This is a genomic window from Bradyrhizobium sp. LTSP885 (assembly GCF_000938305.1).
GTDB lineage: Bacteria > Pseudomonadota > Alphaproteobacteria > Rhizobiales > Xanthobacteraceae > Bradyrhizobium.
In genome coordinates this window covers 1-15900 of sequence record NZ_JYMT01000002.1, presented here as the reverse complement: position 1 = coordinate 15900, position 15900 = coordinate 1, and the positions used below count along the sequence as shown (strand labels likewise).

14 protein-coding genes and 3 pseudogenes are annotated in these 15900 nt (G+C 63.0%); 9 read left to right on the top strand and 8 right to left on the bottom strand.

Translation table 11 applies throughout. The features are described 5' to 3' along the window. Positions 1-29: 29 nt before the first annotated feature. Positions 30-614 (bottom strand): TIGR00645 family protein, encoded by a 585-nt coding sequence (locus tag UP09_RS00095; RefSeq protein WP_044535976.1) that lies wholly within the window; start codon positions 612-614, stop codon positions 30-32. 192 nt (positions 615-806) lie between these two features. On the opposite strand from UP09_RS00095, the gene UP09_RS00090 reads away from it, so the two are divergent. Next, positions 807-1295: a hypothetical protein gene (locus UP09_RS00090; protein WP_044535975.1), complete on the top strand. Its 489-nt coding sequence runs from the start codon at positions 807-809 to the stop codon at positions 1293-1295. On the opposite strand, the gene ettA is transcribed toward UP09_RS00090, so the two are convergent. Next, the gene (gene ettA, locus UP09_RS00085) at positions 1255-2904 is read right to left on the bottom strand and encodes an energy-dependent translational throttle protein EttA (protein ID WP_044535974.1); all 1650 of its coding nucleotides are present in this window, start codon (positions 2902-2904) and stop codon (positions 1255-1257) included. The two genes, UP09_RS00090 and ettA, sit on opposite strands and share 41 nt — an antisense overlap. A 274-nt stretch (positions 2905-3178) precedes the next feature. On the opposite strand from ettA, the gene UP09_RS00080 reads away from it, so the two are divergent. Next, a complete protein-coding gene (locus UP09_RS00080; RefSeq protein ID WP_044535973.1) occupies positions 3179-3430 on the top strand; it encodes a hypothetical protein in 252 nt (83 codons plus the stop codon). A 114-nt stretch (positions 3431-3544) separates the two neighbouring features. Then, entirely contained in the window at positions 3545-4507 is a 963-nt protein-coding gene (locus UP09_RS00075; RefSeq protein ID WP_044535972.1) for a D-2-hydroxyacid dehydrogenase family protein, read from the top strand. A 74-nt stretch (positions 4508-4581) separates the two neighbouring features. Here the strand turns inward: UP09_RS00075 and UP09_RS00070 are convergent, their stop codons facing one another. Then, positions 4582-5808, bottom strand: a complete 1227-nt coding sequence (locus UP09_RS00070) for a L,D-transpeptidase (protein WP_156164368.1) — start codon at positions 5806-5808, stop codon at positions 4582-4584. A gap of 166 nt (positions 5809-5974) precedes the next feature. On the opposite strand from UP09_RS00070, the gene UP09_RS00065 reads away from it, so the two are divergent. Continuing rightward, positions 5975-6913, top strand: coding sequence for a hypothetical protein (locus UP09_RS00065; RefSeq protein ID WP_156164367.1), 939 nt, complete (start codon positions 5975-5977; stop codon positions 6911-6913). Between the two features lie 7 nt (positions 6914-6920). Here the strand turns inward: UP09_RS00065 and sseA are convergent, their stop codons facing one another. From sseA to UP09_RS00050, 3 genes are all read right to left on the bottom strand, one after another. Continuing rightward, positions 6921-7781 (bottom strand): 3-mercaptopyruvate sulfurtransferase, encoded by an 861-nt coding sequence (gene sseA / locus UP09_RS00060; RefSeq protein ID WP_044535970.1) that lies wholly within the window; start codon positions 7779-7781, stop codon positions 6921-6923. Between the two features lie 145 nt (positions 7782-7926). Next, complete coding sequence (locus tag UP09_RS00055) at positions 7927-8340, bottom strand: rhodanese-like domain-containing protein (RefSeq protein WP_044535969.1); 414 nt, start codon at positions 8338-8340, stop codon at positions 7927-7929. A gap of 135 nt (positions 8341-8475) precedes the next feature. Next, on the bottom strand, positions 8476-9651 hold the full coding sequence (locus UP09_RS00050) for a vWA domain-containing protein (protein WP_044535968.1): 1176 nt from the start codon (positions 9649-9651) through the stop codon (positions 8476-8478). A 331-nt stretch (positions 9652-9982) separates the two neighbouring features. On the opposite strand from UP09_RS00050, the gene UP09_RS00045 reads away from it, so the two are divergent. Further along, positions 9983-10825 carry an AAA family ATPase gene (locus tag UP09_RS00045; protein WP_044535967.1) on the top strand — a complete coding sequence of 281 codons (843 nt, stop codon included), beginning with the start codon at positions 9983-9985 and terminating at the stop codon, positions 10823-10825. A gap of 78 nt (positions 10826-10903) precedes the next feature. After that, positions 10904-12406 carry a flavin-containing monooxygenase gene (locus tag UP09_RS00040; RefSeq protein WP_044535966.1) on the top strand — a complete coding sequence of 501 codons (1503 nt, stop codon included), beginning with the start codon at positions 10904-10906 and terminating at the stop codon, positions 12404-12406. 112 nt (positions 12407-12518) lie between these two features. Here UP09_RS00040 and UP09_RS00035 read toward each other — a convergent pair whose 3' ends face one another. Further along, a complete protein-coding gene (locus UP09_RS00035; protein WP_044535965.1) occupies positions 12519-14162 on the bottom strand; it encodes a GMC family oxidoreductase in 1644 nt (547 codons plus the stop codon). A 42-nt stretch (positions 14163-14204) separates the two neighbouring features. Next, entirely contained in the window at positions 14205-14798 is a 594-nt protein-coding gene (locus tag UP09_RS00030) for a GNAT family N-acetyltransferase (protein ID WP_044535964.1), read from the bottom strand. Positions 14799-14893: 95 nt separating this feature from the next. Here UP09_RS00030 and UP09_RS00025 point away from each other — a divergent pair. From UP09_RS00025 to UP09_RS38865, 3 pseudogenes are all read left to right on the top strand, one after another. Further along, a pseudogene (locus UP09_RS00025) lies at positions 14894-15610 on the top strand (helix-turn-helix domain-containing protein); the annotation flags it as partial. A gap of 24 nt (positions 15611-15634) precedes the next feature. Continuing rightward, positions 15635-15716: pseudogene (locus UP09_RS38870) on the top strand (integrase core domain-containing protein); the annotation flags it as partial. Continuing rightward, positions 15695-15880 (top strand): annotated as a pseudogene (locus UP09_RS38865) (integrase core domain-containing protein); the annotation flags it as partial. The pseudogenes UP09_RS38870 and UP09_RS38865, both read left to right, overlap by 22 nt. Positions 15881-15900 lie beyond the last annotated feature (20 nt).

Sequence of the window (15900 nt, the reverse complement as noted above, 5' to 3'; positions counted from 1 at the left end):
GTGAACCGTGGAGCGCCCTTCGGCCGCGATCAGTGCGCGGCCTGCTGCTTCGCGCCCTCGATCGGGTCGTTCGACAGCTTGTCGACGATGGCGATACCGATGGCCGACAGGATGAAGACGCAATGGATGATGGTTTGCCACATCACACCGGTCTCGGTGTAGTTGGCCTTTCCTGACGACAATGCGCCCGCCTCGATGAAGGTTCGCAACAGATGGATCGAGGAAATGCCAATGATCGCCATCGCCAGCTTGATCTTCAGCGCGCTGGCATTGACGTGGCTCAGCCATTCCGGCTCGTCCGGATGCCCCTGCAGATTGAGGCGTGACACGAAGGTCTCATAGCCGCCGACGATCACCATCACCAGGAGGTTCGAGATCATGACGACGTCGATCAGGCCGAGCACGGCGAGCATGATCTGCTGCTCGCTGAAATCGAAGGCATGGGCGAACAGGTGCCACAGTTCCTTGAGGAACAGCACGACATAAACGGCCTGGGCGATAATGAGGCCGACATAAAGCGGCAATTGCAGCCAGCGCGATCCGAAGATCAGCATGGGGATCGGACGCAGCGACCCGCGCTTCGCCAGAGCGGGCGCGTCGGATATGGCAGACATGTTGGAAAGCTCGCGGGATTGGATTGCGGAGCGCTCTATCTACGCATTCCCGCGCGATTGAAAAGCGACAACTGGCCGCAGATTGCGTCGCGATGCGGTCACGATCCCCGGGATTTGCAAATTCGGCGCTTTCCCTGCCGCCGACACGGGGTAGTCTCGTCCTACCGTCGACTCAGCGCGATTGCGGCGCAAATGTTCTTTCCGAAGGTCAACGTCAAGGACGACCCGGTGCGTCGATGGCATCGGCCCGATCGCCATTTCTTTGCCAATGGCGCCTGCCAGGTGCTCGCCTACGCGTTTCTCGAAAGATATTCCGACCTCGGCTTTCACGCCCGATGGATCAAGCCGGCGCAAGGCTATACGGGCAACCACATCTTCGTCACCGACGGCAGGGCTGCGTTCGACTACCACGGCCTGTCCAGCGAAGCAGATCTGCTGTCGCTCGGCTTCCGGCGCGCGCGCCGGTTTTTTCCAGGCTGGGACGCGACGCTGGTCGATCTGCCGACCGACATCCTGATCTCGGAACAGCGCTCGCGGCAGATCGAAGGGCTTTGGCTGCGCGAGCCAAAGCAGTTCCTTCACGACGCGCTACCCCGCGCGCGGGCATTCCTCGACAGGTTCGGCGACCTGCGAGACCGCCTCACCGCGTCAGCTTCTTGTACTTCACGCGATGCGGAATGATGCTGTCCTGGCCGAGCCGGCGCATCTTGTCCTTTTCATAGTCCTGGAAGTTGCCCTCGAACCATTCGACATGACTGTCGCCCTCGAAGGCCAGGATATGGGTCGCGATGCGGTCGAGGAACCAGCGATCATGGCTGATAATGACGGCGCAACCGGCGAAATCCTCCAGCGCCTCTTCCAGCGCACGCAGCGTATCGACGTCGAGATCGTTGGTCGGTTCGTCGAGCAGCAGCACGTTGGCGCCCGACTTCAGCATTTTCGCCAGATGCACGCGGTTACGTTCACCGCCCGACAACGCGCCGACCTTTTTCTGCTGGTCGGCGCCCTTGAAGTTGAACGACGAACAATAGCCGCGTGAGTTGACTTCCCGCTTGCCGAGCAGGATCAGCTCGTTGCCGCCGGAGATCTCCTCCCAGACGTTCTTCTTGCCGTCGAGATCGTCGCGCGACTGGTCGACATAACCGAGATGAACACTCTCGCCGACCGTGATGGACCCCTTGTCCGGCTCTTCCTGCTTGGTGATCATCCGAAACAGCGTGGTCTTGCCGGCGCCGTTCGCGCCGATCACGCCGACGATACCGCCCGGCGGCAGCTTGAAGGTGAGATCGTCGATCAGCATGCGGTCGCCAAAACCCTTGCTGAGGTTTTCGAAATCCACGACGTTCTGACCGAGGCGCTCGGCGACCGGGATCGTGATCTGCGCGACCTGGGTCTGCTTTTCGCTCGCCTGCTTCAGCAATTCCTCATAGCGCTGATAGCGCGCCTTCGACTTGGCCTGGCGGGCCTTCGGAGACGACGCGATCCATTCCTGCTCGCGGATCAGCGTCTTCTGGTGCGCGACGTCTTCGCGGCCCTCCTGTGCGAGCCGCTTCTGCTTCTGCTGCAGCCATGACGAATAATTGCCCTCGTAGGGGATGCCCTTGCCGCGGTCGAGCTCGAGGATCCAGCTGGTCACGTTGTCGAGGAAGTAGCGGTCATGGGTCACGATCAGGATCGCGCCGGGATAGTTCCGCAGATGGCCTTCCAACCATGACACCGACTCGGCGTCGAGATGGTTGGTCGGTTCGTCCAGCAGCAGCAGTTCGGGCTGGTCGAGCAGCAATTTGCACAGCGCGACGCGGCGACGTTCGCCGCCGGAGAGTTTCGTCACATCGGAATCGTCTGGCGGGCAGCGCAGCGCGTCCATCGCCTGGTCGACCTTGCTGTCGAGATCCCACAGGCCTGCGGCCTCGATCTCGTCCTGCAGCTTGGTCATCTCGTCGGCGGTTTCGTCCGAGTAATTCATCGCCAGTTCGTTGTAGCGATCGAGGATCGCCTTCTGCTTGGCGACACCCAGCATGACGTTTTCGCGGACGGTCTTGGTGGCGTCGAGATGCGGCTCCTGCTCGAGGTAACCGACGCGGGCGCCCTCGGCGACCCAGGCCTCGCCGTTATATTCCTTGTCGAGGCCGGCCATGATCTTGAGCAGCGTCGACTTGCCCGAGCCGTTGACGCCGAGCACGCCGATCTTGGCGTCCGGATAGAAGCTCAGATGGACGTTATCGAGCACCTTGCGGGTCGGATAGCTCTTGGTCAGACCCTGCATGAAATAGACGAACTGGCGAGCCATTCGCGATCCCTGAAAACGAGAGGATTTGTGGAAATTTTGCTGCCGCCGATGTAGCGGCCGGCCCCCGAAAGCGCAACCGCGACCGCCCCGTTTTCCATCCGTTCACCACGGGCGATTACGGGGCAGATACCATGTGCACGCGGGCACACCCTTGTGTGCCCTCGATCACGACAATTGAAACTATCTTTTAATAAATCAGGCCAAAACTCGTTCTCAGCGCCCAAAACGGCGTGTTTCGCGGCAGAACCGCGATCAGAACAGCAGAGGCCGCGTCATGGCTACCATCACCTCGGCATCTCTTCCCCGCCCGGCGACCAGAGGCGAGGCGAAGCTGTTCGCAGAATTCCGCGCCTTCTGGCGTGCATTCGTGGCCAAGGCGTTCAACCCCTACCGGCCGGAACTGCACTATATGCGCGGCCCGGGCCCCGCCTGGCGCGCCAAACACGTGGGGTTGTCACCCGCGGTGCAATCGATGCTCGCCGAGATCCGGACCAGCAAAGCGCGCAGGTCGTCTCCGTCAGCATAACAGCCGATCCTTTTTGCAACCTCCTCCGCTTGCGCGCCCGCCGATTGCGCGCGACCATGGCCCGCCCCCGACGGTTCATTCCCGCCGTCGCCCTCGCCATGAACGGACCTCCCGATGACGCGGCTCAGCTGTGCAATCCTCGACGACTATTTTGATCTCGCGCTCTCGGTGGCGGACTGGCCCAGCATCAAGGATCGCGTCGACGTCACCGTGTTCGACAAGCCGTTCGAAAGCGAGGCGGACGCTGCGGCCAAGCTGAAGGATTTCGAGATCATCTGCGCGATGCGCGAGCGCACCGCGTTTCCGCGCACGCTGTTCGATGCGCTGCCCAGGCTGAAGCTCCTGATCACCTCGGGCATGCGCAACGCCGCGATCGACATCGAAGCGGCCAAGGACCGCAAGGTCGTGTTCTGCGGTACGCAGTATGGCCGCGACCCCACCGCGGCCCTGACCATGGGCCTGATCCTGGAACTGACGCGCGGCATCGGCCGCGAGAACACGCGGATGCACGCCGGCGAGCCCTGGCAGAGCTTTGCGGGAACCGAGATCGAGGGCAAGACGCTCGGCGTGATCGGCCTCGGCAAGCTCGGCAGCAAGGTCGCGGGCATGGCCAAGGTGTTCGGCATGAACGTCATCGCCTGGAGCCCGAACCTCACCCCCGAGACGTGCAAGGCGGCCGGCGTCGGCTATGCCAGCAAGGAGGAGCTGTTCTCGACATCAGACATCGTCACCATCCATGTCGTGCTGAGCCCGCGCTCGCGCGGACTGGTCGGAGCTGCGGATCTCGCGCGGATGAAGCCATCGGCCTATCTCGTCAACAGCGCGCGCGGACCGATCGTCGATGAAGACGCCCTGCTCGCGGCGCTGCGCGCCAGGACAATCGCCGGTGCCGGCATCGACGTGTTCTCGGTCGAGCCGCTGCCATCAGACCACCCGTTCCGCAAGCTCGACAACATCGTGATCACGCCGCATCTCGGCTACGCGACGCGCGAAAGCTTGCAGACGCATTATCAGCAGATGGTCGCGTGCATCGACGCCTTCACCGAAGGCGGCGAGCCGCCGCGGCGTCTGGCCTGAGATCGCAGGCGTCAATCAACCAACAAAAAAGGCGCGCTGTTGGCGCGCCTTTTCCGGAATGAGTTGAGGTCGGTTTAGCGGACCGTGACCGGGGCCGGCAGCGGCTGAACGGTGGTCGGCTGGGTGCCGGGCAGCGGCGCCATCTGGGCTTGCGTCGGCGCAGGTCCAGCGGCGGGCATCGGTGCGGCCGAGGCCGTCGTTGACGGCGGCGGGGTACCGCCGGGCATGACGACCACCCGGGTGCCGACCTTGGTACGCTCGAACAGGTCGGAGACGTCTTCGTTCAGCATGCCGATGCAACCCGACGAGACGAACTTGCCGATGGTCGACGGCTGATTGGTGCCGTGGATGCGGTACACGGTCGAACCGAGATACATCGCACGGGCGCCGAGCGGATTGCCGGGTCCGCCCGCCATGAAGCGCGGCAGATAGGGCTGGCGCTCGATCATCTCCGTCGGCGGATGCCAATCCGGCCATTCGGCCTTGCGGGTGATCTTCTGGACGCCGGTCCAGGTGAAGCCGTCGCGACCGACGCGGACGCCGTAGCGGATCGCCCGGCCACCGCCGAGGACGTAATAGAGGTAGGTGTTCGGCGTATCGACGACGATCGTACCGGCCGGTTCCTTGGTCGGAAACGCCACTTCCTGGCGGCGCAGATTCGGCGCCAGTTGCGCCGGGCCGGATTCAGGCTGTTCATCCGGCGGCAGGGCTGCAAGCTGCAGCGGCTGGCCATCGGCACCGACCGGAGCCTGCTGCGGGGGCACGGTGCCGGTGACGCCGGCAGCACCGACCGCTTCCGGCGGACGCATGCCGCTGCGATCATCGCCATTCGGAGCTGCGGGATAGGCAACGCCTGCGGCCGGAACGCCGTTGTCGCGGTAAGCTTGGTCGCGATAGGTTTGGTCGCGATAGCCCTGCTGCGGCGCGCCCGGCGGACGGTCGGCATAGATCACCGGCGGCGGGCTCATGGCCCGGCCATAGCGAGGATCATCAGGCGACATCACGGGACCGGCCGGGGCACGGTCGGAGTAAACCGGCGGCGCATTCATCGGACGACCGTAGCGTGGATCGTCCGGAGACATCACCGGGCCAGGCGGCGGTAGTGCCGCCGAATCCTGCGGCGCGTCGTCATCGTCCAACGCGTCGAAATTGGGCATATTGCCCTGCGGGTAAGGTTGGGGCGCAGCCGAATAGGCCGGCCGCTGAGGAGCCGGATAACCTTGCTGTGCATGCGCCAACGAGGTTCCCGCCGCGCCGAGAGCCGCAGCAGCGCAAATCGTCAGAATGCGGTTGATCATCATCGCTCTTGTATAGTCCCCAAGCCACACCGGACTGTTAACGGCCACATGACGGAAGATAGCGGCGCATTCAAGACAAATCAGCGAAATTCAGCCCAATTCGGGCACTTTGTGATCTCGTGTGACCGCCGCGGCAAAGATGTCTCACGACTTGGGAAAGTTTGTCCATGTGCCCAAAGTCATCACGCGCGCGTATTTTATAACAAACAGTCTCCGGACGTTGCGATATTCTCGAATCGGCCTGATTCGCGTTCGCAACGCTGGCCGTCCTCATGTGGTCACCGCGTTCCCTCACCATCAAGACCTCCCGCAGAAGGGGGAACCCGCGCCCATGCTGCCCGGCCTTCGTTTCTTGTTCGCGGCAATCGTGCTGGCGACGTCAATTTTGGTGTTCGGGTTGGGCGCGGCAGCGCTGCTGCGCGCCGCCCACGAGGAATTCGCCAGCATCCCGGCGCGCCCGGCTCCGCGCGAACCGCAATTCGCACAGCAGACCGAGACTCCGCCAGTCCTTGCCATGCTGCGCGTCGACCCACCGTCCGCGGACAAGGTGACGTCAGAGAATCCGGCCCCGCCGATGTCAGCAACATCAGAGCCGGCGGCCCCTGCGGAGGTGTCACCTGCCGCCGAGCCCGAGACGATCGCCACCCTGACGGCGGATGATCTAACACCGCCGGTCACTCCGAAATCGGAGACGCAGGCCACCGAGACCACCCCGCCCGCACCGGCAACGGAGGCCGCTCCGCAGCCACCGGTCGTAGATGCATTGGCGACGCAGCAAGCCGCACCCAAGCTCGCCGCTGTGGCCGATGCGCCGGCCCCGGCGAGCGAGCCGGCAAGTGTGGCGGCAAGTGTGGCGGCGCCGCTCTCACCCGGGGCGATCGCGGCTGCGACCAAGATCGCAACGCTGGGCGGCCCCGAAGTCGTCATCGCGCATCCCAGCGCGGCCAAGGCTGCGGAGACGAAGACGCCGGAGCAGAGTGCGACCAGCAAGCCGGCGCATCGGAAAGCGCGGCGGCACGCACGTCGGACCCGGCAGGTGGTCGTTCAGCAACAGGCCGTGGATCCGTTCGGCCAGACGACGACGATCACGACCGTTCAGCGGCGGTAACCGCCGCTCACGCCGGCCCGGTCGCGATCGGCGGGCCGCTCGCCTGCCCCCATTCCGACCACGAGCCATCATACAGCGCAGTGTCGGTGACCCCGAGCCGATAGAGCGCAAGCGTCAGCACGCCGGCCGAGACGCCCGAGCCGCAGCTCGTGATAACAGGCGCATCGAGCTTCACACCGGCGCCGCTGAAGGCCGCGCGCAGATCGTCGAGCGGCTTCATCGCGCCGGTCGCAGCATCGAACAGATTGTTGTAGGGCACGTTGCGGGCGCCCGGGATATGGCCGGCGCGGATGCCCGGCCGCGGCTCCGGCGCACGTCCCTCGAAGCGCTCGGCGGCGCGCGCGTCGATCACCTGCTCCTTGCGGCTTTCGACATTGGCGATCATCTGCTCGATGCTGCGCACGCGCTTCGGATCATAGCTCGCTGTGAAGCTTGCAGGGCGAGGCTTGGCCGCCTCGCCGCTCTCGACCGGCCGACCTTCGGCACGCCACTTCTTCAGGCCGCCGTTGAGGATGCGCACGTTGCGGTGACCATAGGACAGGAACATCCACCAGGCACGTGGTGCTGCGACCCAGCCGCCGGCATCATAGATCACGACGGTGTCGGCATTGCCGACGCCGAGCGCGCCGACATCGCGGCCGAACTGCCCGGCACTCGGAAACATATGCGGCAGCGGATTGGAATGATCGGACACCGCGTCGACATCGAAGAACACCGCGCCAGGCAAATGCGCGGCGAGATAGTCGTCCTTCGGCAGCGGCAGCACGCCGGGTAGCTTGAAGGTGGCGTCGAGCACCTTCACATTGGCATCGCCGAGATGCGCGGCAAGCCATTCGGTGGAGACAAGCGGATCGTCAATTGCGGTCACTTTGGTATTTCCTTTGTCATTCCGGGGCGCGCGCAGCGCGAACCCGGAATCTAGAGGTTGCCTTGCGAGATTCTCAGGTGCGCAACTGCGCACCATAGTTCGCGACTTCGTCGCGCCACGGAATGACGGGGAGAGGGCAGCCCCCTCACCCCTTCTTCTTCGGCTCCCACGCCTCGATCGGTCCGCCGGCGTCGCGCCAGGCCGCGAAGCCGCCGCCCATGTGGGCGACCGGTTTCAGACCCATGTCCTGCGCAGTCTTGGCGGCGAGCGCCGAGCGCATGCCGCCGGCGCAGTGGAACACGAACTTCTTGTCTTCCTGGAAGACCGGCTTGGCATAGGGGCTGTTCGGATCGATCCAGAATTCCAGCATGCCGCGGGTGCAGGAGAATGCGCCGGGAATCTTGCCGTCGCGCTCGATCTCGCGGGGATCTCTGATATCGACGATGACCACGTCATCCTTGCCGATCAGCGTGATCGCATCACGCGCGCTGATCGTCTCGATCTCGGCATTGGCCTCGTCGATCAGCGCCTTGATGCCGCGGTGAATACTCTGGGGCATGGGCTCTCCTCCCTAGTTCTTGTTCGTCATTCCGGGGCGATGCGAAAGCATCGAACTATGATGCGCAATTGCGCATCAGAGAATCTCGAGATTCCGGATCAGCCGCTTCGCGTCTGTCCGGAATGACGGAAACAACTACCGCACCAGTTCCCGCATCGCATGCTCCAGACCTTCGATCGTGATCGGATACATGCGCTCGGAGAACAGGCGACGGACAATGGTGGTCGATTCCGAATAGTCCCAGTGTTTCTGCGCGACCGGGTTGAGCCACACCGCATGCGGATAGGTGCGCGTGATGCGGTCGAGCCAGACCGAGCCGGCCTCCTCGTTGACATGCTCGACCGAGCCGCCGGGCACCATGATCTCGTAGGGCGACATCGAGGCGTCGCCGACGAACACCACCTTGTAGTCGTGCGGATATTTGTGCAGCACGTCCCAGGTCGGCGTCCGATCGGTGAAGCGCCGCTTGTTCTGCTTCCAGACGCCTTCGTAGAGGCAGTTGTGGAAGTAGAAATACTCCATGTGCTTGAATTCGGTCTTGGCAGCCGAGAACAGCTCCTCGACCTGCTCGATATGCGAATCCATCGAGCCGCCGATATCGAAGAACACCAGCACCTTGACCGCGTTGCGCCGCTCGGGCCGCATGTGCACGTCGAGATAGCCGTGGTTCGCGGTCTCCTTGATCGTGGTGTCGAGATCGAGCTCGTCAGGCGCGCCGGTGCGCGCGAACTTGCGCAGCCGCCGCAGCGCCACCTTGATGTTGCGGATGCCGAGCTCGACATTGCCGTCGAGGTCCCTGAACTCGCGCTTGTCCCACACCTTCACGGCGCGGTTGTTGCGGTTCTTCTCCTGCCCGATACGGACACCTTCGGGATTGTAGCCGTGGGCGCCGAATGGCGAGGTGCCGGCGGTGCCAATCCATTTGCTGCCGCCCTGGTGGCGGCCCTTCTGCTCCTCGAGGCGCTTCTTCAAGGTCTCCATGAGCTTGTCCCAGCCCATGGCCTCGATCTGCTTCTTCTCGTCCTCGGTGAGATATTTTTCCGCCAGCTTCTTCAGCCACTCCTCGGGGATCTCCGCCTTGCTCATGGCGTCGAGCAGGCTCTCGAGCCCCTTGAACACGGTGCCGAACACGCGGTCGAACTTGTCGAGATTGCGCTCGTCCTTCACCAGCGTAGCGCGCGACAGATAATAGAAGTTCTCGACCGTCTGATCGGCGAGGTCGGCGTCGAGCGCTTCCATCAAGGTCAGATATTCCCGTAGCGTCACGGGGACCTGGGCGTCGCGCAGCGATGTGAAAAACTGCAGGAACATACTTGCCTAGATCGCCCGCTGGGCCGGTGGCGTCAAGGGGCCCCGGCCGTGCTTCATCCCGAGATCAGCCATTCACTTTCACCTGGTGACCGCCTTGGCCGGCTGGCGCTCCGCTGTCCAGCATTCCGCACAACGGAAAGATGATGCCTGACATTCCATGCGAATACCACCTTCGGCACCGCTGCGCTGCGGAATCCGCGCTAGACCGCCCCGGTTTTTCAACTAGAATTGCGTCCGACAAGACATTGGGCAGGCCATGCGACCGCCGCGAGAGCGGTCGTTTGATGTTGAGGCCGAAGCGGCCATTGAGCGAACCAAGGCAAACAGATCGATGAAATTCAAAGGTACCAAGGACTACGTCGCCACCGATGACCTCAAGGTCGCCGTCAATGCCGCCATCGTGCTCGAGCGCCCGCTGCTGGTGAAGGGCGAGCCCGGCACCGGCAAGACCGTGCTGGCCGAGGAAGTCGCGAAAGCGATCGATGCGCCGCTGCTCACCTGGCACATCAAGTCCACCACCAAGGCGCAGCAGGGCCTCTACGAATACGACGCGGTGTCGCGGTTGCGTGACAGCCAGCTCGGCGACAGCAAGGTCTCCGACATCAAGAATTACATCAAGCGCGGCAAGCTGTGGGACGCCTTCACCTATGAGAAGCGCCCGGTGCTCTTGATCGACGAGATCGACAAGGCCGACATCGAATTCCCCAACGACCTCCTGCTTGAGCTCGATCGGATGGAATTCCATGTCTACGAGACCGGCGAGACCATCAAGGCGAAGCTGCGCCCGATCGTGATGATCACGTCGAACAACGAGAAGGAACTGCCGGACGCCTTCCTGCGCCGCTGCTTCTTCCACTACATCAAGTTCCCCGACGCCGACACGATGAACAAGATCGTCGACGTGCACTTCCCCAACATCAAGAAGCGGTTGGTGGAAGAGGCGCTGCGCATCTTCTTCGAGGTGCGCGAGGTGCCCGGCCTGAAGAAGAAGCCCTCGACCTCCGAGCTGCTCGACTGGCTCAAGCTGCTCTTGAACGAGGACATCACGCCGGAGATGCTGCGCGAGCGCGATCCGCGCAAGCTGATCCCGCCGCTGCATGGCGCGCTGCTCAAGAACGAGCAGGATGTTCACCTGTTCGAGCGTCTCGCGTTCCTCAGCCGCCGCGAAGTCTAGCTTCGATATCGGCAAACGCCGGGGCCTTGGCTCCGGCGTTTTGCTTCCGCACCCAAACCAAAAAGAAGACCAGGGAAGATGAACGTCCAGACCCAAATCCGCGCTGCCGAGCCCATCACGACCGAGCATTTCGACGTCCTGATCGCGGGCGCCGGCATCTCCGGTGTCGGCGCTGCCTATCACCTGACCACGCAATGCAAGGGCACCAGTTTCGTCGCACTGGAGACGCAGAAGACCTTTGGCGGCACCTGGTCGACCCATCGCTATCCCGGCATCCGCTCCGACAGCGATCTGCACACCTTCGGCTATCGCTTCAAGCCGTGGACCAGCGCGCCGATCGCAAGCGCGGCCGAGATCCTGAAATACATGGGCGACGTGATCGACGAGAACGACCTCGCTCGCCATATCCGCTATCGTCACACCATCACTGCGGCGAAGTGGTCGAACGACACCAATCTCTGGACCATCGACGCGGTCAGGCTCGATACCGGCGAGAAGCTCCGCTTCACCACCAACTTCTTCTGGATGTGCCAGGGCTATTACCGCCACACCGAGGGCTACACGCCCGAATGGACCGACATGGCCAAGTTCAAGGGCCCGATAATCCATCCGCAGAAATGGCCCGAGGATCTCGACTACAAGGGCAAGCGCGTGGTCGTGATCGGCTCTGGCGCCACGGCGGCAACCTTGATCCCGGCGCTGGCCGACGATGCCGGCCACGTCACCATGCTGCAGCGATCGCCGACCTATTTCCGCACCGGCCGCAACGCGATCGAGATCGCCGAGGAGCTGCGCAAGCTGCAGGTCGACGAGCACTGGATCCACGAGATCGTCAGGCGCAAAATCCTGTTCGAGCAGGACGCCTTCACCAAGCGGACTTTTGCCGACCCCGAGGGTGCCAAGAAGGATCTGCTGGCAGCGGTCGAGGCCGTTCTCGGCAAGGACTATGATATGGCCACTCATTTCACACCGAGCTACCGGCCGTGGCGGCAGCGCATCGCCTTCGTTCCGGATGCCGACCTGTTTCAGGCCATCAAGGGCGGCAAGGCGTCTGTTGTCACCGACGAGATCGACCGCTTCACCGAGAACGGCATTTTGCTCAAGTCCGGCACCGAGCTCGAGGCCGACATCATCATCACCGCGACCGGTTTCCACCTCTCCGCCAACGGCGACATCGACTTCGAGATCGACGGCAAGCCGCTCGATTTCAAGGACACCGTGACTTATCGCGGCATGATGTTCACCGGCGTGCCTAACCTGGTCTGGGTGTTCGGCTATTTCCGCGCCAGCTGGACCTTGCGCGTCGACCTCGTCGCCGATTTCGTCTGCCGCATGCTCAACCACATGAAGGCGACTGGCGCCAACAAGGTGACGCCGGCGCTGCGAGCGGAAGACCACAACATGCCGTTGCTGCCGTGGATCGATCCCGAGAACTTCAACCCCGGCTACATGATGCGCGGCATGCACCTGCTGCCGAAGCGCGGCGACAAGCCGGAATGGCAGCACAACCAGGACTACTGGGCCGAGAAGGACGAATTCCCGGCGATCGATCTGAAGGACAAGGCGTTCGTTTACGGCTAGGTCCCTCCGTCTATTCCACCGTCATTGCGAGCGAAGCGAAGGAATCCATCTGTCCACGTTCGCGGACGCATGGATTGCTTCGTCGCTTCGCTCCTCGCAATGACGGAAACCCTCACGCATACTCCGCAAGCTGCGCCGCCGTCTCCGGCGTCTTGCCGCGGATCATGTCGGAGGCCTTGTCGGCGATCATCAGCGTCGAGGCGTTGAGATTGGCCGAGATCATCCGCGGCATGATCGAGGCGTCGATCACGCGCAGGCCCTCCATGCCGTGGACCCGGAGCTGGTCGTCGACCACGGCCCATGGCGCCTCCGCCGGTCCCATCCGGCAGGTGCAACCGGGATGAAACGTGGTCGTCCCGCGCTCGGTCACGGCTGCGAGAATTTCGGCGTCGCTCTGCACCTTCGGACCCGGAAAATCCTCATAGGCGAAATACGGCTTCAACGGCTCGGAGGCGAGCAGCCGCCGCGCCAGCTTCATGCCGGCGACGACGACGCGGCGGTCGAGCTCTTCGGCAAGATAGTTGGTCTGGATGATCGGCGCCTGGAACGGATCGGCCGAACGGATCCGGACATAGCCGCGGCTCTCCGGCCGCTGCTGCCATGATGCCACCGTCATGCCGGGCTCGTCCTCGAGCTGGCCCTGCACGCCTTCCTTGTAGCTCGCCGGCGTGAAGGTGAGCTGCAGGTCGGAGCTTTCGGTGGTCTCGCCGGAATGCCAGAAGCAATAGACCATGGTCGGCGACAGCGACAGCAGGCCGCGCCGCGTCGTCGCCCATTTCAACGCCTCAACCCAGAGACTGAGGCCGCGGCGCATTTCGTTGATGGTCCGAATGTTCTTGACCCGCGCCACCGAGCGCGGCGCGTAGTGATCCTGCAAGCCTTCGCCGACACCCGGCAGCGCATGCCGCACCTCGATGCCGTGCGATTGCAACAGATCGGGCGCGCCGACGCCGGAGAGTTGCAGCACCTGCGGCGAATTGTAGGCGCCGCCGGACAGGATGACTTCCTTGTTGACGCGGATCTCGAGCGGGTCGCCGTACTTGCCGCCGCGGTTATAACGCACGCCGACGGCGCGCTTGCCCTCGAAGATGATGCCGGTGACATGCGCATGGGTGCGCACATCGACATTCGGCCGCTTGCGCGCCGGATGAAGATAGGCGGTCGCGGCGCTGACGCGCAGGCCGTTCTGGATGGTGCGCTGGCAGTAGGAGACGCCCTCCTGGATCTGGCCATTGTAATCCGGGTTGCGCGGGATACCGAGGCTGACCGCGCCGTTCATGAAGGCCTCGCAGAGCGGGTCCTGCCAGTCCATCGTGGTCACGGTCAAATTGCCGTCGCGGCCGCGATAGGTGTCGTCGCCCTCGCCGACCCGCCGTTCCATCCGCCTGAAATACGGCAGCACGTCGGGATAACCCCAGCCGTGATTGCCGAGTTGCGCCCAGGTGTCGAAATCCTGGCGCTGCCCGCGGTTGTAGATGTGGCCGTTGATCGACGACGAGCCACCGAGCGTCTTGCCGCGCGGCGCATAGATGCTGCGCCCGCCGGTGTAGGGACCCACCTCCTGCTGGTAGCCCCAGTTCACGCTCTTCATGTGGAAGGTCTTGATGAAGCCGGCCGGCAGATGGATGTAGGGATGCCAGTCGCTCGGCCCCGCCTCCAGCACGCACACTTTGGTGCCTGCGTCTTCACTCAAGCGGTTGGTCAGCACGCTCCCGGCGGAGCCTGCGCCGATGATCACATAATCGAAGGTTTCCATCGTCCCGTTTCTTGCGTCTCGTTTCTTGCGCTGACGCTGATGTCAGCGCGCCTTTTCGTTGAGTTGATAGTTGAGATGGGCCTTTACCGTCGGCCATTCGCTGGCGATGATGCTGTAAACCACGGTGTCGCGCAACGTGCCGTTGGGTGCGACCTGATGGCTGCGCAGGATGCCGTCCTGCTTGGCGCCGAGACGTTCGATGCCGCGGCGGCTCTGATGATTGAAGAAGTGCGTGCGGAACTCGACCGCGATGCAATCGAGCTTCTCGAAAGCATGCGTCAGCAGCAGCAGTTTGCACTGCGTATTGACCGCGCTGCGCTGCACGCGTTTGGCGTACCAGGTCGAGCCGATCTCGACGCGGCGGTTCGGCGTGTCGACATTCATGTAGGTCGTCATGCCCGCGATCCCACCATCGGCATCGAACACCGTGAACGGCAGCATGGAGCCTGCGGCCTGCAGGCCGAGCCTGCGGTCGATCTCCTTGGCCATGTTCTCCGGCTTCGGAATCGCGGTGTACCAGAGCTTCCAGAGATCACCGTCGCTGACGGCCTCCGTCAGCCCCTTGATCTGATCATGCGACAGCGGTTCAAGCCGCGCATGCGCGCCGCGAAGGGTGACCGGTTCAAGCCAGGGCATTCTGTATCCTTTGTGTATCGTCCGGCGCCACTTTAGCCGTCATTGCTGTGCAAGTTCACTAATTCGCTGATTGAATTCTCTTGCGGGAGGATTCGATGCGCGACAACAGCTACGACCGGACGATTGAGCGGAACTACCTGCAGAAGTGGCGGTTCCTGATCCCGGAATACGAGGCGGTGAAAGCCGGGCGGTCGGCAACGTTCCGCCGGGTCGGAGATTTTTATCGGCATCACGGCACCTGCTCGCAAACCTTCCGGAAGTGTTACAACCGCTATTTGCAAAGCGGCGAGGAGGCCGACCTCTTGCCGCGGCGGCGCGGACCGAAGTGGAAGGAACGGCGCGAACCGGAAGGCATCGAGGCCGAGATCGTTGCTTGCCGCCAGAGGGGGATGAACCGCTACGAGATCCATGCTGTCTTGCGCGAGCGGCGCGATACGCTACCCTCGCCGTCGACGATCTACCGGGTCCTGAAACGCTATCATCTGAACCGGCGCACGCCGGCGATGCGCGAGGAGAAACGCCGCATTATCAAGGACAAGCTCGGCGAACTTGGCCATGTCGATCTGCATCAGCTGCCACGCGACGTGTTCCTGGCGCCACCCCCGGCCACGGCCTATATCGTCAGCCTGATCGACAGCTGCTCGCGCCTGGCCTGGGCCGAGGTCATCACCTCCAAGAAAGCCTTGCCGGTCATGTTCAGGACGCTGAAGATGATCAACACCCTCAACGTCACCTATGGGCTGGTCTTCGCCGAAATCATGTCCGACAACGGCGCCGAGTTCGCATCCCGAAACAACCGTGAAGAGCATCCCTTCGAAGCCATGCTCCTCGAACTCGGCATCAAGCATCGCTACACCAGACCCTATCGGCCGCAGACCAACGGCAAGATCGAACGGTTCTGGCGTACCCTCGACGACGACGTCATCGATGGGGCAACCTTCGATAACCTCGATCACTTCGCCAATGAACTCTTCGAGTACCTGATCTACTACAACAACCACAGGCCTCATCAGGCCCTTGGCGGCCAGACACCAAAGGACTTCGCTGCGACCAAAACTGAACCCATTCAATCAGCGAATTAGTGAACTTGCACAATTGCGAG

What these genes read in the sequence shown, in the direction of transcription:
- UP09_RS00095 (WP_044535976.1), bottom strand. Translation starts at nt 614, where the DNA reads ATGTCTGCCATATCCGACGCGCCCGCTCTGGCGAAGCGCGGGTCGCTG.
- UP09_RS00090 (WP_044535975.1), top strand. Translation starts at nt 807, where the DNA reads ATGTTCTTTCCGAAGGTCAACGTCAAGGACGACCCGGTGCGTCGATGG.
- ettA (WP_044535974.1), bottom strand. Translation starts at nt 2,904, where the DNA reads ATGGCTCGCCAGTTCGTCTATTTCATGCAGGGTCTGACCAAGAGCTAT.
- UP09_RS00080 (WP_044535973.1), top strand. Translation starts at nt 3,179, where the DNA reads ATGGCTACCATCACCTCGGCATCTCTTCCCCGCCCGGCGACCAGAGGC.
- UP09_RS00075 (WP_044535972.1), top strand. Translation starts at nt 3,545, where the DNA reads ATGACGCGGCTCAGCTGTGCAATCCTCGACGACTATTTTGATCTCGCG.
- UP09_RS00070 (WP_156164368.1), bottom strand. Translation starts at nt 5,808, where the DNA reads ATGATGATCAACCGCATTCTGACGATTTGCGCTGCTGCGGCTCTCGGC.
- UP09_RS00055 (WP_044535969.1), bottom strand. Translation starts at nt 8,340, where the DNA reads ATGCCCCAGAGTATTCACCGCGGCATCAAGGCGCTGATCGACGAGGCC.
- UP09_RS00050 (WP_044535968.1), bottom strand. Translation starts at nt 9,651, where the DNA reads ATGTTCCTGCAGTTTTTCACATCGCTGCGCGACGCCCAGGTCCCCGTG.
- UP09_RS00045 (WP_044535967.1), top strand. Translation starts at nt 9,983, where the DNA reads ATGAAATTCAAAGGTACCAAGGACTACGTCGCCACCGATGACCTCAAG.
- UP09_RS00040 (WP_044535966.1), top strand. Translation starts at nt 10,904, where the DNA reads ATGAACGTCCAGACCCAAATCCGCGCTGCCGAGCCCATCACGACCGAG.
- UP09_RS00035 (WP_044535965.1), bottom strand. Translation starts at nt 14,162, where the DNA reads ATGGAAACCTTCGATTATGTGATCATCGGCGCAGGCTCCGCCGGGAGC.
- UP09_RS00030 (WP_044535964.1), bottom strand. Translation starts at nt 14,798, where the DNA reads ATGCCCTGGCTTGAACCGGTCACCCTTCGCGGCGCGCATGCGCGGCTT.